Source organism: Photobacterium sp. GSS17, assembly GCF_028621875.1.
GTDB lineage: Bacteria > Pseudomonadota > Gammaproteobacteria > Enterobacterales > Vibrionaceae > Photobacterium > Photobacterium ganghwense.
This window is the reverse complement of record NZ_CP117517.1, coordinates 992,702-1,012,990: the sequence shown is the minus strand read 5'-3', so window position 1 is coordinate 1,012,990 and position 20,289 is coordinate 992,702. Positions and strand designations below refer to the sequence as shown.

13 protein-coding genes are annotated in these 20,289 nt (G+C 46.5%); 3 read left to right on the top strand and 10 right to left on the bottom strand.

Annotated elements, in window-relative coordinates; genetic code table 11:
- Positions 1–108 precede the first annotated feature (108 nt).
- The 4 genes from PGW97_RS04580 to fabB form a co-directional block, all read right to left on the bottom strand.
- Positions 109–4,491, bottom strand: a complete 4,383-nt coding sequence (locus tag PGW97_RS04580; RefSeq protein WP_273858944.1) for a FimV/HubP family polar landmark protein — start codon at positions 4,489–4,491, stop codon at positions 109–111.
- A gap of 287 nt (positions 4,492–4,778) precedes the next feature.
- Positions 4,779–5,792: an aspartate-semialdehyde dehydrogenase gene (locus PGW97_RS04575; RefSeq protein ID WP_047887542.1), complete on the bottom strand. Its 1,014-nt coding sequence runs from the start codon at positions 5,790–5,792 to the stop codon at positions 4,779–4,781.
- On the bottom strand, positions 5,789–6,961 hold the full coding sequence (locus PGW97_RS04570; protein WP_207103282.1) for a 4-phosphoerythronate dehydrogenase: 1,173 nt from the start codon (positions 6,959–6,961) through the stop codon (positions 5,789–5,791). The genes PGW97_RS04575 and PGW97_RS04570 overlap by 4 nt, the downstream gene beginning before the upstream one ends.
- Positions 6,962–7,475: 514 nt before the next feature.
- A complete protein-coding gene (gene fabB / locus PGW97_RS04565) occupies positions 7,476–8,690 on the bottom strand; it encodes a beta-ketoacyl-ACP synthase I (RefSeq protein WP_047883770.1) in 1,215 nt (404 codons plus the stop codon).
- A gap of 222 nt (positions 8,691–8,912) precedes the next feature.
- Between fabB and mnmC the strand changes: the two genes are divergently transcribed.
- Positions 8,913–10,934, top strand: coding sequence for a bifunctional tRNA (5-methylaminomethyl-2-thiouridine)(34)-methyltransferase MnmD/FAD-dependent 5-carboxymethylaminomethyl-2-thiouridine(34) oxidoreductase MnmC (gene mnmC, locus PGW97_RS04560; protein WP_273859625.1), 2,022 nt, complete (start codon positions 8,913–8,915; stop codon positions 10,932–10,934).
- Between the two features lie 205 nt (positions 10,935–11,139).
- Here the strand turns inward: mnmC and PGW97_RS04555 are convergent, their stop codons facing one another.
- The 3 genes from PGW97_RS04555 to PGW97_RS04545 all read right to left on the bottom strand — a co-directional run bounded on the left by PGW97_RS04555 (position 11,140) and on the right by PGW97_RS04545 (position 14,719).
- Positions 11,140–11,511: a hypothetical protein gene (locus PGW97_RS04555; RefSeq protein WP_273858940.1), complete on the bottom strand. Its 372-nt coding sequence runs from the start codon at positions 11,509–11,511 to the stop codon at positions 11,140–11,142.
- A gap of 311 nt (positions 11,512–11,822) precedes the next feature.
- Positions 11,823–12,989, bottom strand: coding sequence for a nucleotide sugar dehydrogenase (locus tag PGW97_RS04550; RefSeq protein WP_273858938.1), 1,167 nt, complete (start codon positions 12,987–12,989; stop codon positions 11,823–11,825).
- A 323-nt stretch (positions 12,990–13,312) separates the two neighbouring features.
- Positions 13,313–14,719: an MBL fold metallo-hydrolase RNA specificity domain-containing protein gene (locus PGW97_RS04545; protein WP_273858936.1), complete on the bottom strand. Its 1,407-nt coding sequence runs from the start codon at positions 14,717–14,719 to the stop codon at positions 13,313–13,315.
- Between the two features lie 261 nt (positions 14,720–14,980).
- Between PGW97_RS04545 and wecA the strand changes: the two genes are divergently transcribed.
- The gene (gene wecA / locus PGW97_RS04540) at positions 14,981–16,018 is read left to right on the top strand and encodes a UDP-N-acetylglucosamine--undecaprenyl-phosphate N-acetylglucosaminephosphotransferase (RefSeq protein WP_273858934.1); all 1,038 of its coding nucleotides are present in this window, start codon (positions 14,981–14,983) and stop codon (positions 16,016–16,018) included.
- A 51-nt stretch (positions 16,019–16,069) separates the two neighbouring features.
- Here the strand turns inward: wecA and PGW97_RS04535 are convergent, their stop codons facing one another.
- Positions 16,070–17,116, bottom strand: a complete 1,047-nt coding sequence (locus tag PGW97_RS04535; protein ID WP_273858932.1) for a hypothetical protein — start codon at positions 17,114–17,116, stop codon at positions 16,070–16,072.
- 122 nt (positions 17,117–17,238) lie between these two features.
- On the opposite strand from PGW97_RS04535, the gene PGW97_RS04530 reads away from it, so the two are divergent.
- Positions 17,239–18,489, top strand: a complete 1,251-nt coding sequence (locus tag PGW97_RS04530; RefSeq protein WP_273858931.1) for an O-antigen ligase family protein — start codon at positions 17,239–17,241, stop codon at positions 18,487–18,489.
- A 49-nt stretch (positions 18,490–18,538) separates the two neighbouring features.
- Here PGW97_RS04530 and PGW97_RS04525 read toward each other — a convergent pair whose 3' ends face one another.
- Both PGW97_RS04525 and PGW97_RS04520 read right to left on the bottom strand, forming a co-directional pair.
- On the bottom strand, positions 18,539–19,261 hold the full coding sequence (locus PGW97_RS04525; protein ID WP_273858930.1) for a WecB/TagA/CpsF family glycosyltransferase: 723 nt from the start codon (positions 19,259–19,261) through the stop codon (positions 18,539–18,541).
- A complete protein-coding gene (locus tag PGW97_RS04520) occupies positions 19,248–20,279 on the bottom strand; it encodes a glycosyltransferase family 4 protein (RefSeq protein ID WP_273858929.1) in 1,032 nt (343 codons plus the stop codon). Before PGW97_RS04520 ends, PGW97_RS04525 begins: the two co-directional genes overlap by 14 nt.
- Positions 20,280–20,289: the final 10 nt, after the last annotated feature.

The following is a 20,289-nucleotide window of genomic DNA, read 5'->3' as shown; positions in this document are numbered from 1 at the left end:
CTGGCCCCATCAGTATCGGACGCCTCAACAATAAAAAAACGGGCTCTGCCTTGCAGAGCCCGTTTGCGGATTATTCAATGTCTACACCGATTCTGGCAGAGTATGCTGTCAGGCCGAAATGCGAGCCAGTAGGGCTTTGGCTTCCTGCTGCAGCGCGCTGTCAGCACGGACTGCGATTTCCTCCAGCAGCCCCATCGCCCCTTCCTGATCGTTCATTTCCAGATAAGCTTTCGCCAGATCCAGTTTGCTGGCGTATTCGCCACCACTGTCGACATCATAATCGCCAACATTCGCCAGAACATCCGGAAATTCGTCCAGTCCCACCTCAAGGTTCAGCGGCGCATCATCCAAATCAGCTTCCGACTCCGCGATATCCAGATCTTTCATCAATTCATCAATGCTGATATAGCCCTGACGGTTGAAAGACGCTGCGTCGTTTTCGCTGACCGTGTTTACTCCATTCGCGGCAGACTGAGACTCCGGTTCTTGCCCTGCAGAATCTGATGGTTCAGAGACCAGTTCGCTGTCCGCTTCGCTTTCTCCCCAGCTTGCAGCCAACGCTTCGGATTCAGAAATCAGAAGCGATGCTTCGTCATCATCCAGCAGTGTGGTTTCATCAAACGCTGCCACATCCTGATCATCCATTGGCGGCTGCACACCCCAATCTTCGCTTTCCAGTTCAGGATCCGGATTACTCGCCGTCCAAATAGCCTGATCTTCTTCGTTCCAGTCCGGTTCAACGTTATCGACCGTGGTATCTGCGGCAAAATCGGCAAACAACTGCTCACGTTCCAACTCGGCTTCACTGGCCTCTGGCAGAGTAATGTGAGTATCAGGTTGGGCCACATCCGCGAGGCTAACATCTGGCTGGCTTTCCGCCCTCATTCCTGAGTCAGGTGCTGGCTGATGTTCCTGAGCAGAACTGGCGTCGGCTTTTTCTGACATCATCACTGCGGGCTGCGCCACATTATGAGCTTCCGCCAACGGGTCAAACAGCAAAGCATCCATATCAAGACCAGCGGTATCGACCAGCTCTTCATCGAGCGGAGGCATCACCGATGCGGTTTGAGCCTTTCCTGACACCGCCATTGATTCTTCTGCCCCCGGATCCCGCATCACTGTGTCATGCGACAACTCGGTGGCCGTCTGAGTGATATCCCGCAAACCGCTTTCCAGCTCGAATTGCTCCAGCTCATGCTGCTCATCAAACGAAGCCTGCAATGCGTCATCTTCACCAAACTCAGGCAGTGACGCCGGATCCAGCGTTTCAAACTCAATATCCTGACGACCATGGATAGAGTACGACTCTTCCAGACGTTCTGATAATTTTTCTGCCGCTTCAGAGCCAACAATCGCAGCCGTGGCCTCTTCCGTTACGTCAGCGGTAACCTCTTTGGCAATCTCTGGTTGCGGTTGCTGATGTGCCGCGGGCTCAACCGCTTCCGCAGCTTGCTGCAGCTGACGCACGATATTATCGAGTACGGCCTGCTCTTCTTCATCACTGATATCCGGGGTTGCCAGCAACTCTGTTTCAGCTTCCGGATCATTCCATGCGGCTTCTTCATCAAACTCTGGCAAATCATCCAGATTCAACGGTTCAGTAGTGCCAAAGGCAGCAGTTGCTTCAGACTTACGGCCAGGTTCATCAGATGCCAGAGCCTGCTGCTCTGCGTCAGCCAGGGCTGTTTCTTCATCGAAAATCGGGAAGGCATCGTAGTCATCGCCGGTCAGCACAGGTTCATCAGCAACACGCTCTGCGATGTCCATTGCTTCCTGCTCATCCAGAGACTCAAGCAGCTGATCAACAGTTTGGCCTAAAGTTTCAACGTCAGCTCCTGCTGTCTCGCTCGCTACAGAACAGTCCAGCAGCGCTTCAATGTCTGCCAGATCCTGCTCAAACGCCTTTGTTTCGACCGTATGCGGCTGAGACATATGTGATTGAGACAGATCTGATTGAGGCAAACTCGAAGAAAGCTGTTCATCCGGCAACGCGTTCGAATCTACGTCATTCGTCGCAGTCTCTTGAGCGGCTAAACCGTCAAGATCCAAACCTTGAATATCCAGACCTTTATGAGCGAGACCTTCACTATCTACATCTTGAACATCTGCGTCTTTTTGACGGACGGCATCTTTAGCATCAACGCTTTCAGCATAAACAGCTTGATCATCGGCGTTTCCTTGATCCACGCCATCTTCATCAGCGCCAGTTACCGCTTGCGTCTCTTCTTTAATGTCATCGGCTTCAGGTTCTACAGCAACGGATTCAATAGCTACAGGTTCAGCCGTGTCAGATTCCGGCGCAAAACCGTCGGACTTCTTAGCTTCCGGTTCAAGTTCCGGCTCAAACAGTAATTCTGACTCAGTTGCATTGAGTTCGGCTGCGCTGTTCTCGTGCGCCCAATCATCGGATTGAGAATCGGCCAGAGCGGCAAGTTCCTGATCCAGCCAGGCTTCTTCATCATCAATGTCCAGCTCAGGAACAGGACCATCAATCAGTTCATCCAGCAGCGCGGTGCTGTTTTCATCCAGTTCAATATCCGGTACGTCGAGCGGATCCTCGTTATCAATCAGTTCATCCAGCAGTGCGGTACTGTCTTCTTCCAGTTCAATGTCGGCAGACAGCCCGTCATCTTCATCCTCGACCAACTCATCGAGCAGTGACACACTGTTAGCGTCCAGCAAATCATCAATATCGTCCTGAGCCGTGGCCGTCAGTAATTCTGCATCTGCCAGCGCCTGATCAATGGCAGACTGCTGCTTTTCTTCCTCTGCCAGAGTGAAAATAGCGTCTTCTTTGGCGTCTTTACTCTCAGTATCAATGTTGGCCAGACTGGTATCCGAAAGATCAGCATCACTGCTAAACCCGGCAAACAGTGCATCCAGATCATCCTGATTGATAACATCATCTTTATCGGCACGGAGCGTCGCACTGTTTTGTTCTGCCACTGAGTCAGCGTCTTCCAGCAGATCGTCCAGCATTGACTGATTCAACAATTCGTCACTGTTGTCGTCGGTGTCCAGAGAGAGATCAAAGCTGTCTTCATCATCGTCATCGGATCGCAGCGATTGCTCCCACATTGCTGCAAGAGCTTCATCTGAGCTACTGTCCGCTTTTTGATCTAGTTCATCCAGCGCTCGCTCCATGTCCTGCAGGCCAATGGCTTCATCATCCCCTTTCACAGAAATGCTGCTGGCGGCAAGGCTCGATTCAAAATCCAGATCGTTGTCGTTGTTAAAGCTGTCTTCCACCGATTTTGCAGCTTTATCCTCTGTGGCAAACAGGCTGTCTTCCGGATCATCAAATAAGCTGTCATCACCGAACAAGTCATTAATCGGGTCGTGCTCTTCCTCCGGATCCGCCACCGGTTTTTCGTCCTCAATGGCAGCCAGAGGTGGCACCATCACCGGGTCAGACGCTTCTGGGGTGTTATTTGATGAGCCGTCGTCCTGCTCTTCTTCTTTACGACGACCAAGCAGGAAATACGCCAGCAGCGCCGCGATAAGCCCGCCAGGAATCAACCCCATTGCCGCCAGCGCCCACGGATTGTCGATCATACGATCGAACCAGTAAGGCTCCGGTGTCGCAGGCTGAACGCTCTGCACCTGATGGCGCTGCTGCTCAATAAAGCCTTTGATTTCGCTGCGAAGCGCCTCGTCCTGTGTGATCTGCTCTTTCATTGCCGCAACTTCATGCTGCATTTCAGCCAGCCTGACACGCAGCAGGTGGTTGCTTTCCATCAGCTTCGCAACTTGCTCATCAGATGCTTGCAACTGTGCTTGAAGCGCCGTTGGTTTAGACGGAATCAGTGCTTGCGCTGCTGTTTGCTGTGCTTCTTGTGTGTCCACAGCCGACGACGATTGAGGCGTGGTGGCTTCTGTCACTGCTGGCTGAGGAGCGATCGGGGTTGCCACAACCTTTGGCGCAGGGTTCGACTGCTGAGCCGGCTTTGGCGTTGGTTTAGGTTGCGGCTTAGGCTGAGCCATTGTGGTCTGAGCCTGAGGTGTCTGGGCAGACCTGGTTTGAACAGAGGTTGTTTGAACAGACGGAGTCTGGGCTGGCGACGGTGTCGCCGTACGCTGAGCTGTCCGCTTATCCGTTTCCAGGCGTTGCTTGACACGGTCAGTGTTTTCCTGACGCATTTGCTGATGAGTCGGTACAGCGAGGATACTGCCCGGAATCAGACGGTGAAGATTTCCGTTTTCAAAGGCCTGCGGATTCTGGCTATAGAACGCCCCAATCACCTGATAAATGGATACCTGATCATTCGGCCGGTAACGGGACGCAATTGACCACAGTGTTTCCTGATTTGTTGTCGGCCCGTAACGATGCACAGAACGCGCTGCCTGACTTGAAACCGGTTGGGATACCGTGGTTTGGGCTGCAGGCTGATCTTCAGATGACGGGCCAATAATGCGAATGGTATTCGCCTGTACCGGTAAATGAATGGCGGTTGCGGAGAAAAGCACCGGAATTATGAGGCGTTTTATCATCTTCACTTTCTCAGTCACTGCCTGTTGTCCTCGCTGGCAGAAATAATCACAAATCAGGCACCTGGAGTGGCTCACCTGGTTTCTCTGGTTAATGATACAAGAATAATGATTATCGGCCTACGCCCCTGAAACTAAAGAGCGAGTTTGTGAGCAAGGTTCAGGAATGTTTCTGGTGTCAGTGTGTTCGGCCAATAAAAAAGTCCATGCCGCTTGGCATGGACTCTTAACAAAAATGCATCACAATGCGTAATCACGACGAGGAATGCTTCCCCGTGAGTAAACCTGACTTACAGGTATTCTTCGATCAGCTTTTCTGCAATCTGGACACTGTTCGTCGCCGCGCCTTTTCGCACGTTATCGGCAACAACCCACATGTTCAGGCCGCAAGGATGGCTGATATCTTCACGGACACGGGCCACCATGACGTGATCTTTGCCAGTCGCATCGCTAACCTGCGTCGGGTAGTCATTGCCGTGGAACAGTTCGATACCTTCCGCGTTTTCCAGCAGGTGAAGCGCTTCTTCCACATTGACCGGCTGACGGGTTTCCACGTGCACAGCCTCAGCATGGCCGTAAAACACCGGCACTCGAACACAGGTCGGGTTAACACGGATAGTTTCATCACCCAGGATTTTCTGGGTTTCCCACACCATTTTCATTTCTTCTTTGGTGTAGCCGTTATCCATAAACTGGTCGATATGCGGCAGGCAGTTAAACGCTATCTGCTTGTCGTATACTTTGTTTTCCGCCGGCAGGCCGTTTAGCAGGCGTGCCGTCTGGCCAGCCAGCTCATCGACGCCTTTCTTACCCGTGCCAGAAACGGACTGGTAAGTCGCAACGTTAATGCGCTCAATACCGTACGCATCATGGATAGGCTTTAGCGCCACCAGCATCTGGATCGTCGAGCAGTTCGGGTTGGCGATAATGTTGCGGTTACGGTAATCCGCCAGGGCGTGCGGGTTGACTTCCGGCACCACCAGTGGAATATCGTAGTCGTAACGGAAACGGGAGGTATTGTCGATTACAACCACACCTTGGTCAGCCGCAATCGGTGCCCAATAGTCTGACGCTTCCGCACCGGCAGAGAAAATAGCAAGTTGCACCTGTCCCCAGTCAAAGTCTTCAACATTGGTCACACGTACATTTTTGCCTTTGAAGCGCACGGTTTTACCCGCGCTGCGCTCAGAGGCAAGCAAATAGAGATTGCGAACAGGGAATTTGCGTTCCTCAAGAACTTCAACAATGGTTTCACCGACAGCACCGGTCGCACCCAATACCGCGATATCAAATTCCTGGCTCATGGCCTTTCCTCTACTGTAAAACCTAAATCAGCCAGCGACTCTAACCCAAAATGGGGCTCGCCCGCTACTGTAATCGCACTGTATTCCCGTCGATCCCAGTAATTTTTACGCATTCTGTCAAAAGCGGATGCCATTTCAGGACTTCCGGCTTGCGTGGCGCACATTTCACGACGGAAAAGGCCATCATCACGACGCACATCATAGACAAGCTGAGTCAGGCTGAATAACGTTGGCTCATCCCATTTGCCGCTCAGGGTCACATACGGAACCGGAGCGGTCGGCAACAGGCTCGCCGCTTCCACTTGCTTGTCGACACCCAGAAACTCGCAAAAGCTGTTGTACACCATGGTTGTGCCACGCGCTTTTCCTTCCAGGCCATACCCGGCGACATGCGGGGTAGCAAATGCCAGCAGCGGCAGCAAGTCCAGATCGACCTGCGGTTCGTGCTCAAACACATCCAATACTGCTGTGAGATGCTTGCCTTCACCGATCTGGCTGGCTTGCAGCGCGCGTTTCAGGGCCTGATTATCCACTACAGGTCCGCGGGCAGCATTAATCAGAATCGCTCCCGGCTTCAGCGCAGCAAGAAATGCCTCATCCACCAGATGATGAGTCGGGTAACGGCCTTCCCGGGTAATGGGGGTGTGCGTCGTGATGACATCACACTGCGCCTGCAGCTCTTCGATACTATGAAACGATCGGGGATCACCCTGCTCCGCTTTCAGCGGGTCATTAAGCAGATAGCGAACTCCCAGTGCATCCAGGCACTTGGCCAGATAACTACCGACATTACCGGCGCCGATAATTCCGACGGTTTTGTCGAACAGAGAGAAGCCTTGTTGCTGCCCCAGCACCATCAGGCTGCTCAGCACATATTCAGCCACACCCACTTTGTTACAGCCCGGTGCCGCCGTGAAGAAAATCCCCCGGTCTGCCAGCAGCGCATCATTAACATGATCCTGACCCGCAGTGGCTGTACCGACAAATTTCAGTTTATTGGCCTTTGCCAGCAACGCTTCATTCACTTTGGTGACAGAGCGGATCATCAGGGCATCTACATCCACCAGATCCTCCGCGGTCATGGTGCGTCCCGGCTTGCTGATCACCTCACCCAATTCGCTGAAAAGCGCTTCGGCGTAAGGCATGTTCTCGTCTATGAGGATTTTCATGAATCGATCCTAGTGTTATTCGGTGTGTCGAGTGTCGAGTGTCGAGTGTCGAGTGTCGAGTGTCGAGTGTCGAGTGTCGAGTGTCGAGTGTCGAGTGTCGAGTGTCGAGTGTCGAGTGTCGAGTGTCGAGTGTCGAGATAATTCAAAAACGTGGCAGGCGTGTCAAGCGGTAGTACCCGGAAAACGATGAACAGAGAGAAGAAGAACGGGTTACGATCGGTAACAGTGATACAAACAAAAAAGCCCGACAATAGCCTGTCGGGCAAATATCCAGGTTTAAAACACCAGAATAGATCATAGACAGCCCCCGCAAAAGAACATACCATGCCTGGTTCTGATGTCGCGTCTGTTTCAGGCACTGGCAAGCATTCGCTTTACATGATTCAGTCTCCGCAAAAGCCTGTCAGTTAAGCCGCTCGCCAGTGCCATCTCCTGGAAAAATCCTTTTATTGCACTGATTCATTTGCGAAAAGGCACATGACATCATGCGCCTCCCCGATATTTCTCAGGCTACTCAGCCTTCGTATTTTTTGATCACCAGTGTCGCGTTCGTACCGCCAAAGCCAAAGCTGTTAGACATAACGGTCTTCAGTTCCTGCTCGCGGGTTTCCGTCACGATATCCAGGCCTTCTGCAGCCGGATCCAGGTTATCAATGTTGATGCTTGGCGCGATAAAGCCGTGATTCAGCATCAGCGTCGAGTAGATCGCCTCATGCACACCAGCCGCACCCAGGGCGTGACCCGTCATGGCTTTAGTCGCAGAAATCGCCGGGCTGTTTGAACCAAACAGTTCCTGAATCGCACCCAGTTCTTTCACGTCGCCTACTGGAGTAGAAGTACCGTGAGTGTTGATGTAGTCAACCGGGGCATCCAGATCCGCCATGGCCATCTTCATACAACGCACCGCACCTTCGCCAGATGGCGCAACCATGTCGTAGCCATCGGAGGTCGCGCCGTAACCGACGATTTCGCCGTAAATTTTGGCACCACGCGCCAGAGCATGCTCCAGCTCTTCAACCACCAGCATGCCGCCGCCACCAGAGATAACAAAACCGTCACGGTCTGCATCGTAAGTACGGGATGCTTTGCTTGGGTCGTCGTTGTATTTAGTCGACAGGGCACCCATGGCGTCAAACATCATGGTCAGGGTCCAGTCCAGCTCTTCACCGCCACCGGCAAAAACGATGTCTTGTTTACCCAATTGGATCAGCTCCAGGGCGTGACCGATACAGTGTGCAGATGTCGCACACGCTGAACTCATGGTGTAGTTCACACCACGGATCTTGAATGGCGTCGCCAGACAAGCCGAAACTGTGGAAGACATGGTACGTGGCACCATGTAAGGGCCAACACGCTTCACGCCTTTTTCGCGCAGAATGTCCACCGCAGCAACCTGATTTTGAGACGAAGCGCCACCAGAACCTGCAACCAAACCGGTACGGTCATTTGATACCTGGTCTTCTGTCAGGCCAGCATCTTCAATCGCTTGCTCCATAGACAGATACGCAAAGGCTGCGGCATCGCCCATGAAACGCATTTTTTTACGGTCGATATGCTCTGACGGGTTCATTTTCAAGTCGCCCCAAACATTGCTGCGCAATTTCATCTCTGCGAACTGTTCGGAGAAATTAATACCGGATTTACCCGTTTTCAAAGACTCCAGCACTTCCTTAACGTTGTTACCAATGCTGGATACAATACCCATGCCTGTAATTACGGCTCGTTTCATGATGAATTCCTACTGTCATTTAACGCTGACGATAATAGCGGGTTTAATTGCCAAAAGTGGTCAGCTTTCCTCTTGATCGGGTACAATCACCGACAATTTGACCCGATTCACCCAAAAGGTGCTGATTCGCCAGCTCAATTTACCATCAGGCGCGTTATCACCTGTTTGACCAACCATGAGGTTTCTCCCTTGTCTGACACAGCAAAACCATCAGTCTCATCCGTGCCACGCATCGAAAATGCGGTACTGGACTGGAACGACGCCGGTACCCCGGTCTCTAACGACTTTGATGATGTCTATTTTTCCAATGCCAATGGCCTGGAAGAAACCCGCTACGTCTTTCTCCGACAAAACGGCCTGCCTGAGCGCTGGACGGAATTCGACCGTCGCCGCTTTGTGATCGCTGAAACCGGCTTCGGCACCGGGCTGAACTTTCTGGCCGCCTGGCAGTGGTTCAAGGCTTTTCGAGAAGCGAACCCTGATGCCGCTCTCAAAGAGATGCATTTCATCAGCTTTGAGAAGTTCCCGGTCACCCGCGACGACCTGATCAAAGCGCACGAGTCCTGGCCCGAGCTGGCAGACTTGGCTAAGCAGCTTCACGTCCACTATCCACCAGCTGTTGCCGACTGCCACCGAATCGTTCTGGAAGACGGCATGATCACGCTGGATCTGTGGTTCGGCGATATCAAAGACTGTATGCCTCAAGTATGGACGAATGATGAAGGTATCGTCGATGCCTGGTTCCTTGATGGCTTTGCGCCAAGCAAAAACCCGGAGATGTGGAACCAGAATCTGTTTGACGGGATGGCCAAACTGGCTCGTGTTGGCTGTACTACGGCGACGTTTACCGCTGCCGGTTTTGTTCGCCGCGGCCTGATCGACGCCGGTTTTGACATGCAAAAAGTCAAAGGCTTTGGCACCAAACGTGACATGCTGGCCGGTAATGTTTCTGAACGTAAATACTGCGGTAATACCAAACCGTGGTTTGCCCGTCGCGCGGCATCCGCTCATCGGAATTCAGGCAGTCTGGATATTGCCATTATCGGCGGTGGAATCGGCTCAGCCACCACAGCGATTGCGCTTGCCCGTCGCGGTATTCACACCACACTGTACTGCGCCGAAGCACTTCCTGCGGAAGGCGCATCCGGCAACCGTCAGGGGGCGGTTTATCCGTTGCTCAATGGTTCGAACGACGCCCTGTCGCGCTTCTTTGCACCGGCTTTCCTGTATGCCCGCCAGTTTGTCGAACAGGCGGCCACGGAAATGGCCTTTCCCCATAGCTGGTGTGGCGTCACTCAGCTGGCATGGAATGACAATGCCACCGACAAACTCGATAAGATGATCAGTGGCGGCTTCCCAACCGAACTGATTCGTGCACTGGACGAAGAGGAAACGGCGCGGGTTACCGGCGTACCAAGCGGTCATCGCAGTGTTCATTATCCGTTAGGAGGCTGGCTGTGCCCGCAGGCTTTTACCCGCGCCCTGTTGAATCAAGCAGAAGCCTCCGGATTGTTAACCCTGAAACCGGAAACGGACATTCAGGATCTGGCATTCGACGCTGACAATAAGCGCTGGACATTGACCGACCAGCACAACCACCGCTATGAGCATCAGTGTGTCATCGTCGCAAACGGTCATCGATTTGCTGAGTTTGCCCAGACCCAGGCCATTCCAGCCTATTCAGTGCGGGGACAAGTCAGTCATGTACCGACAAATCCGTCACTGAGTAAGTTGAAAACGGTGCTGTGCTATGACGGCTATCTGACCCCGGCTCACGATGATAACCACTGCATCGGTGCCAGTTACCGCCGTGGCAGCACGGATCTGACATTCTCTGCCGAAGAACATGCCGACAACAAACAGAGACTGGTTGACTGCCTGCCGGAAGCTGACTGGCCAACAGCGATTGATATGTCAGACGATAACGCCCGGGTTGGCGTACGTTGCGCCAGCCGTGACCATTTGCCCTTCGTGGGCGATGTCTGTCGCTATGACGATGTGCTCAGCCAATACGCCGACCTGAGAGAGAAACAGGATTGCGCGGAAGCCGTCCCGGTCTACCCGAACCTGTATGCCATGGTAGGTCTGGGATCGCGCGGGTTAAGTTCTTCACCGCTACTGGGAGAAGTGCTGGCATCACAAATTTGTGGCGACCCATTACCGCTGCCTAACAGCGTGCTGGAAGCCCTGCACCCGGGACGGATGTGGGTCCGAAAGCTGGTCAAAGGTAAGAAAGTGGACTGAGTTAGGTTGACTGAACTAAGTTGTGCTGAACTAGATTGCGCTTAACTTAGCTTACTGAGCTGGGTTGATTGAACTAAGCCAACAGAGCTGTTATCACAGCTGACTGTCGCCCAAACAAAAAAAGCGAGAAGCATTGCCTCTCGCTTTTTTTACCGGTGTATACCTGATTTTCGACCAATCGGCCCAGCACTGGGAATGCGTCAGGTTACTCCGCCTGCACCGTTACCGGTGGAGCCGGATCATCACCGCCTCCACTGTCAGACAAGGCGACCCCGATGACTACCGCCGCAGCACCAACCGCCAGTACCGTCGCGGTAATGCCCCCCGCCGAAGCGGCCAGTGCCGTATCAATGCCAGCGGCCTTACCACTGGAACTCGCCTCTGATTGACTCGTCGCAGATTGGCTTGAGGTGGCAGAACTCGACGTCGTTGAAGCTGACGTAGGCGCAGGCGGTGCTGTTCTTGGCGGCGTGGCACTGGCGGATCCATACGTAGAGGTTCCCGGCGAAACATCCGCCGCAAGAGCTGACAGACTCAGTATGCCTGATGCGATCATCGCAATAATTGAGCATTTCATAGACATCCCCAAACAACACTTATTGCTTTATTGATATGACAGTAAGTATAGATGGGATAACAGGTTCAGCCGCTCAAATCCCTTGTCCTGACGCACTTTCACGGCTCAATAATGAGAAATCCCCGTCAAACTCAAGCGGGATTTCTTTGCACGCCAAGAAAACAAAAGACTTTTAAAATCACAAAAAAATAACCCGTGTTTATCTTTCCGTCAGAAGAAAAGAAACACGGGTTGTTCAGGGTATCGATTGAGCCGTGCTTATTCAGACCCAGAGCAGAGTCTCAAGGCTCAACGACTCACCGCTCATAGATTCAGTCAGAACCAAATAAATCCCGGGTGTAGACCTTATCCGCCACATCCTCCAGCTCTTCCGCCATGCGGTTAGACACAATCACATCAGCACGTTGCTTGAACTCGGCCAGATCGGTGATCACTTCCGAGTTAAAGAATTCGCCTTCTTTCAAGACCGGTTCATACACGACCACCGGAATCCCTTTCGCTTTGATCCGCTTCATGATGCCCTGAATAGACGAAGCACGGAAATTATCCGATCCGGCCTTCATGATGAGGCGGTAGACCCCAACCACTTTTGGTCGCTTGGCGATAATGGAATCGGCGATGAAATCTTTACGGGTACGATTAGCTTCCACAATGGCACCGATAATGTTGTTTGGCACCTTGGAATAGTTCGCCAGCAGTTGCTTGGTATCTTTTGGCAAACAGTAACCACCGTAACCAAACGACGGGTTGTTGTAGTGGTTACCAATTCGTGGATCGAGCCCGACCCCTTCAATAATCTGACGGCTGTCTAGCCCATGCGCTTCGGCGTAAGAATCCAACTCATTGAAATAAGCAACGCGCATTGCCAGATAGGTATTGGAGAACAGTTTTACTGCTTCAGCTTCGGTAGAATCGGTAAACAATACCGGGATATCCGTTTTAATGGCCCCCTGTACCAGTAAACCAGCAAATGTTTCAGCACGCTCAGAACGTTCACCGACAATGATTCGGGAAGGATAAAGATTGTCGTACAGCGCACGCCCTTCTCGTAAAAACTCCGGCGAAAAGATGACGTTTTCTGCCCCAAGCTCCGTTTTCACCCGCTGAGTATAACCAACCGGCACCGTCGATTTGATGACCATCACCGCATCCGGATTGATCGCCATTACATCACGGATGACAGCTTCAACAGATGAGGTATTAAAGTAGTTAGTGACCGGATCGTAATCCGTCGGGGTCGCAATGATGACAAAATCCGCCCCTTGGTACGCAAGTTGTTTATCTGTCGTCGCTGTCAACTTCAGTGATTTCGTCGACAGATACTCTGAAATTTCCTTGTCTTCAATTGGCGACACCGAACGGTTAATCAGATCGACTTTTTCCTGCACGATATCCAGTGCCGTCACGTCGTTATGCTGTGCCAGCAGCACAGCATTGGAAAGGCCTACATACCCTGTACCCGCAACAGTTATTTTCATTGTACTCATCCAAACTCACAAAGATGACAGCCAAGAAAGCTGAAAAATCAATAATTCACAAATCATTATAGGAAACTTTATTCTATAGCTCGACAAAGTATGTCAATAACCGCAAAGAAATAACAACGCTTATTGCCTCAGCACAGTCAAAAGTAGCGAAATATATGATTTAAACACGGAAATACCGGTGGCTTTGTATGTTTCAAGGCCTTAATAAAGCAACAAAATCCGGCGACACCCAATTCCACCTTCATTTAATACCTAGTGTCAAAAAATCAAGTCAAAAACCAATACTAAAACAGACCGGCACCTCCAACATATCATCAAGAGATGACAGAGGTATGGCTTGCTTTTTCCGTCGTATCAGCGGTAATGATGATGTCACAGCCGGGAAGCAATGGCCTGAGTTCATCAGCCAGAGCGTGCTGAGCATCCGCATCACCATGCACCAGTCTGATGACGGAGGGCGGCGTCTCCATGGCTGTCACAAACATCAGTAAATCTTTCTGATCAGCATGGGCTGAATACCCTGATAACTCATGAACAGATGCATTAACGGGCACCAGCTGTTTATTGATCTCGACTGATTCGACGCCGGACAACAATGTTTTTCCCAGCGTACCTTTGGCCTGGTAACCGACGAGTACGACATCAGTCCGGGAATCCGGCAGCAGCGCGTCAAGATAGTTAACGACTCTGCCGCCAGTGCACATCCCACTGGCCGCAATCACTATCGCAGGCTCACCGCTTTGTTTCAGCCGGTTTACCAAGGCTTCATGCTCGTCATGAGAATCGATGGTGACAAACTGACGGAACGACATGGGATGTCGCCCCAGCATCACCTTCTCTTTGGCTTCTTTTGCCCATAAGCGCTGAAACAGCGTGTATTGCTCCGTCACTTTATCTGCCAGTGGTGAATCAAGAATGACAGGCAGACGCGACCAGTCTACAGGCGGAAGCCCATTGGCTTTCTGGTGTTGAGTCAGCTCACTCAATATCGCTTCAATATCAAACAACAACTCTTGCGTGCGGCCGACACTGAAAGCAGGAATAATAATCGCCCCACCATCTTTTAATGACCGTTCAATGACCGCCGCCAAACGGTTTGACCTGTCCTGAATACGATCATGCCGGCGGTTCCCATAGGTTGTTTCAAGCACAAGGGTATCGGCACGATTAGGCGGACATGGGTCAACAAGCAAAGGCGTATTAGAGGGGCCTAAATCTCCTGAAAAGACCACCACATGCCCATCAGGAAGGGTCATTTCAATGTAAGCAGAACCCAGGATATGCCCGGCCTGACGGAATACAGCAGTGAGTTTTTCACCGTCAGGAAATGTTATTGATGCCCGGCAATCAAACGGGACTGGTCTCAGCAATGAAGATACCAGGTTAATAAACTGGGCCCGTTGTTCCTGGTTCAGATTCAGCTGAATTTTTAAGCTGTCATCCAACATCAACGGTAGTAACGCAGCTGTGGCTTCAGTGGCATAAATATGACCGCGAAATCCGGCAGCAAGCAACCAGGGAATACGCCCGATATGGTCAATGTGACAATGCGTCAGCAACAGCGCACGGATATGACTGATAGGGAAATCAATATCCAGAGAACGAGCCGCCTCCTCGCCCTGAAAAATTCCGCAATCCACCAGTAAGCCGTAGTTCCCTACCCTCAATTCATGGCAGGAACCGGTTACCCCAGAATAAGCACCATGATGAATGATTTGCACAATTCCACCCTCGAATAAAAAATAATCTTTATCATGAGAAAAGAACAAAACATATGCATCAAGACATATAATAGGTTTCGGATGACTTCTCAATATTCACTGTCAAACGGCTGACAGGTTGAGTGAAATTAGACACAACCACAGCATTTGCTGAACAGCTGCCGAAACAGAATGCGACATTTTGCTTAAAGGATTCAGCTTCTGCAAACATGATAACTTTGCTATTATTCGACCTAGTATATATTCCACAATGTAGTACACATGTTAGCAGACTTTTTTTTCGTCTTTTTTTCATCCCTTACCGCACTGTTTTTATTAAGAAAATTTGCAAAGCGTATTGGATTAGTTGACCGACCAAATGAACGAAAATTACACAACGGTGCCGTTCCTCTTGTTGGTGGTATCGCAATCTGTATTTGTTTAGCACAATACCTATATTACAAACCAGAGACCTTAAATGATTCTGGTCTCTATGTGTTTTGTATCACGACCTTAACAATAGTAGGTGCACTTGACGACAAATTCGATGTGGACTTTAAGCTTCGAATGCTTCTCCAAGGCGTACTTTCCATTTGTATGATCTACTTCGCCGGACTCGAACTACATACGCTTGGAAATCTCATTGGTTTTGGTGCCATCGATTTAGGAATGTTCGGTTACTTGATTACTGTTATTGCGGTTATTGGTGCAATTAATGCCTTCAATATGGTTGATGGTATAGATGGGCTCCTTGGGGGGTTATCCATTGTTACATTTGGTAGCTTAGCCTTCATTTTAAATCATGAAGGCCAGGGCAATATCGCTTATCTATTATTAATCATTATCGTTGCGATTGTACCTTATATATTGTTAAACCTAGGAGCATTTGGAAGAAGACGAAAAGTATTCATGGGCGACGCAGGAAGTATGCTTATTGGATTCACTGTCATATGGATGCTACTTCTAGCGAGCCAAAATGGAGCTAAATCTCCACTTCGTCCTGTCACGGCTTTATGGCTAATTGCTATTCCTTTAATGGATATGGCTGCAATTATGATTCGCCGTATTCGTCGAGGAGATTCTCCATTTAAACCAGACCGCGAGCACTTACATCATATTTTTCAAAGAATTGGTCTTAATTCCGTTCAAACATTAGTTGCAATATGTTTAATGGCAACGTTATTTGCATCATTTGGAATATACGGTGAAGCTGTAGAAATTCCAGAGTATGTAATGTTCTGGCTGTTTATTTTGTGTTTTTTAATTTACTTTGTTTTCCTCTCAAACATTTGGAGAATTACAAAAATATTCAGACAGTGATAACGCTTAAATATGGCAAGTATAAATTAAAAATTTATACTTGCCATTAACTTAAGATTTATCTTTAAATGAAGATTTAATTAAAAGAAAAGACACGCCAAAAAAGACACCAAATATCAATGACACTATTAATCTGAAAAATGTTGATGTAAATGAAGTTAATGACAAAGATTTTACTTCAATTTTTTTCATATCATCTAAAAATCCAAGACTATATAAAGATGGAGCTTTTAATCCATTAATCTCTAACAATCTAAATTTCATTTCGGACACTTCAGAGGATAGTAAATCAGTATTTTTTAGATTTGATAAGAATTTATATTCGACTTCAGCTTTTTGCCGATTAAGTGGTACTTTGATTAATGTCTTTGCAACATCTTCCTGCATTTCAGATGAAGAAACTCTATATGTCTCATTAGCTACTTTTAAAGCAGATTCCAACAGATGAATTTCTGACTCAACTTCTATTGAAAGCTTTTTCCTCAAGCGTTCAAGATCATACTCAAGAAATCCTCGCTTGGTATCTAATATAGAATTAAATTTTTTCTGATAATCATCATTATACTGCTTTAAAGTGAAATCCAAATATCTGGTCAATATTTCCTCTGACTCCACGTCATCAGAAGTAATAAATTTTATCTCATATGACTTATTTAAAGTGTCATATTTTGTTTTTATTTTATTAAGAGAAAATGACAATTTACCAACATCAAATATATCTGAATAATTATCTGAAAAAAGTTTGATGTTTTCTTCATCAGAAAGCTGTGCAATAAAACCTGATGATATCGACTTTATATCAAGTAAGTCCTTTACATACGAGTTTAATATTTTATCATTTTCAAATGTTTTAGATAAAATGTAGGTTTCTCTTAAAAAAGGTAGATGGCTAATGCTTTCCTGTAACTTCACCTCAGTACTAACTTCATATCTTTCGTTTTTTTCATCTAAAAACGCAAAAGTAAGAATTGGAAATATAAGTGCAAAAAACAAAAGTATAATCTTATTTTCTCTTATATGAAAAAATAAAGAATTAATCTCACCTTTTTTTAAAGGCATTGATTCATCATTTATTGATTGAGTCATATCATTACTCACAATTTTCTCCGACGAAGCAAAATAGACTTGCTTTAAAAATTAATCAAATAATTATATCAAGATACAAAACAAGATGATATAATTAAATAGGTTTAATTTGACAACAGATTAATGTGATTAGCTTGAATACTGAATTTAATGAAAAGAGAATAATAAATAGAATAAATACTCTTCTTGCCTTTTATATCTTGTTTGATATGTTATCTGGTTTTTTTGTTATTTACTTTAGTAAAGACCTTAAAATATCTCTCATGTATAAATTAACATTAATAGTATTAATGTTGTTTGTAATAAGTATCAAGCATAGACAAACACTTGGATTAATTTTAATTACGATTTTAACCTTTTCTTTAGGACCTCTGTTACACTTCCTTGACTTTGGTTTGGTTTCATATTTCATTTTTGATTTAGGTGTTGTTGTTAAAACACTACTTCCAATCATAACTCTAGCATATATTGTAATATCAAATGATTTTAATAAGATTGATATTTATAAAGTCATTGATAAGATTTTATTAATTTCATTTTATCTTGTTATTGCCAACCTAACTTTAGGGTTTATAGGTATTGGTAAAAGTACTTATACAAATGGAGCCGGTACAACTGGTCTAATTTATGCGGGAAATGAACTAAGTGCGACATTTCTAATTTTAACTGGGTATTTTTTAACAAAGCGCTGGCTGATAAACAAAAAATCATATGTTGTATATTCCGTATTTTGTGTTTTTTACGCAGTGATCATTGCAACAAAAACAAGCCTTCTTGCTACAATTATCATTGCCATCACAATTCCTATGATTGTTGATAATAGTAACAAAAAAGTTATTTATGGAATGCTCTCGACTGCTATTGCTATTAGTGTCTTTGTTGTTTTCAATATAAAACCAATTCTATCATCAATAGGTATTTATGACCGAATGATGTGGGCCTATCAACAATCAGGGATACTTGGATTATTACTATCAGGTAGGCAAGAGATGGTAGTAGATAGGCTTTATTATTATTTTGTGAATGGTAGCACTTTAGAACATTTTTTTGGGTATGGAAAGGCTTATCAGTTATTCCACCCAACTAATGAGCTTGTTGCAGAAATAGATGTTGTAGATATATTGATACAGATTGGTATTGTTCCACTCTTCACCATCGCTTTTTTTCACATATTGTTTTTTGCGTATTCTTTGATACAGGCATTCTACACTAGTAATAAAATGGCTCCAGCCAACTGTCTTATTATTTTTTTACTACTTTGTTTATCACAAATCAGTGGTCATATATGGACATCGGGAACCATCGGAATTACTTTAGGAGCCTTTTATGCGTTAGTGGCCAATATAAAAATAAAAGATGAGTGTAATGCTCTTGTGCTAAGTTAAATTAATGAAAGGGGGCAACATTTTGGTTAACCCCCTATCATTACTGTTTTTAAATTTTTTTCCTTATCGCTAAAGAGATAAATTTAAGTAACTTAAATTGACGAAAAATTCGGCTAGGTTCACATAGCAATCTGTATAGCCACTCCAAACCTAAATCACACCACACCTTTGGTGCTCGCTTAGCATTACCAGTAAACACATTGTAAGTTCCGCCAACTCCCATCATAAATGCGTTAACACCACAAGCTTTACATTTATCCATAAATATTTCTTGCCTTGGAGATCCTAAAGCTACTGTTAATATTTTGGGGTTACAAGAGAGGATTTCATTAATCATATCATCATCATTATCAAAAAATCCGTCATGGTAACCAACAATATTAGCTCCATACTCAGTTTTAAGTTTGGTAACAGTTTTATTTACAACATCAGAAGTTGCGCCAAGAATATAAATAGGTACCTTCCTTGAAGAAGCTTTAAGCATGAGTTCTTGCCAAAGTTCACAACCTGGTATTCTGTTTACAGTTTTACCTAAACGCTTTTGTGCTAGCTTTACTGTACCAATGCCGTCCAAATACCTTAAGTCGGCAACATTTAAAGCATTGTAAGTATTTTTATCTTCGTATGCAGTTACAATCTTTTCTGGATTTATTGCAACCGCTATACATGACTGTTCAAGACGATTATTTATAATATCATCTGATGCATCATTAAGATCAGTGTAGCAAGTCACATCAAAGTCAAATATTTTCACCAAATTAATTGCAGACATTTTTTAAAAACTCTTTTGAAATATAATCTTCGTCAAAAACTCTAGAAATATACTCTGATGGCAACTCATCAGATGAAAAAACCATCTTACTTGCATTTATTATTGCATCAGCTAGTACTTCCGCATCATCCTTATCAGCCAAAACGCCTGCAAATAGTGGTACGACATCAGGTATAGCTTGATAATTTAGTGCAACAATTGGTAAATTAGCAGCCATCGCTTCTAAGTAAACCATACCAAATGAATCTAGTTTTGATGGCAGACAAAAAACTGATGCTTTTTTTAATAACTCAATTTTTGACTCATAATTTACCCAGCCAAGAAAAGACACACGATCAGAAAGCCCAGATTTTTCAACCAAATCTTTTAATGCATTTTCCTGATTTCCTGTGCCTGCAATTGCTAAATGGAAGTTGTCCGGTAACAATTTAAAAGCTAGAATCGTTTTATCAACGCCTTTTCCTATCTCTAGACGACTCATTGATAGTACGTTAATTTTATCTGTACGTTCATGACGAATTTTTTCTTGAGCCAGAACACTCAACTGTTTATCAATAGGATTAGCGGAAATAATAAACTTATGTTGATGCTCTGGAAATGCTTCAGATAACATTTTTTTCCACCATGGCGTAAGAACAACAATTTTATCTGACAAGTTAATAATTAAGGACAATAGTAATTTAAATGGTCTTTTATTCAGATAATCAAACACACGTGGAGAATGGAAGTGACTAACCACAACTCCTTTTTTAATTTTACAGATAAAAATTAAAATTAATTTCCTAATCATTGAAAACCAAGGCCCCATATGAAACCAACAGATTTCGCCAGGTTCTGTTTTCCAGGCAGATTTGAATGACGTTAAAAATGCAGTTATTTTTTTTCCTTCTTCGTGTGTCACGACAAACTCTAATAGTGCCATTTTTGACAATGAAGATACATAACCAACAAGTGCGGTACTTATACCACCTTTACCTGATTTTAAAGCGGTACTAAAAATTTTAATTCTTTTTTTCATATCTAATCCA

Bases quoted from the DNA above. Each gene is read 5' to 3' on its own strand.
- PGW97_RS04580 (WP_273858944.1), bottom strand. From the start codon at position 4,491: ATGATAAAACGCCTCATAATTCCGGTGCTTTTCTCCGCAACCGCCATT.
- PGW97_RS04575 (WP_047887542.1), bottom strand. From the start codon at position 5,792: ATGAGCCAGGAATTTGATATCGCGGTATTGGGTGCGACCGGTGCTGTC.
- PGW97_RS04570 (WP_207103282.1), bottom strand. From the start codon at position 6,961: ATGAAAATCCTCATAGACGAGAACATGCCTTACGCCGAAGCGCTTTTC.
- fabB (WP_047883770.1), bottom strand. From the start codon at position 8,690: ATGAAACGAGCCGTAATTACAGGCATGGGTATTGTATCCAGCATTGGT.
- PGW97_RS04555 (WP_273858940.1), bottom strand. From the start codon at position 11,511: ATGAAATGCTCAATTATTGCGATGATCGCATCAGGCATACTGAGTCTG.
- PGW97_RS04550 (WP_273858938.1), bottom strand. From the start codon at position 12,989: ATGAAAATAACTGTTGCGGGTACAGGGTATGTAGGCCTTTCCAATGCT.
- wecA (WP_273858934.1), top strand. From the start codon at position 14,981: ATGTTAGCAGACTTTTTTTTCGTCTTTTTTTCATCCCTTACCGCACTG.
- PGW97_RS04525 (WP_273858930.1), bottom strand. From the start codon at position 19,261: ATGTCTGCAATTAATTTGGTGAAAATATTTGACTTTGATGTGACTTGC.
- PGW97_RS04520 (WP_273858929.1), bottom strand. From the start codon at position 20,279: ATGAAAAAAAGAATTAAAATTTTTAGTACCGCTTTAAAATCAGGTAAA.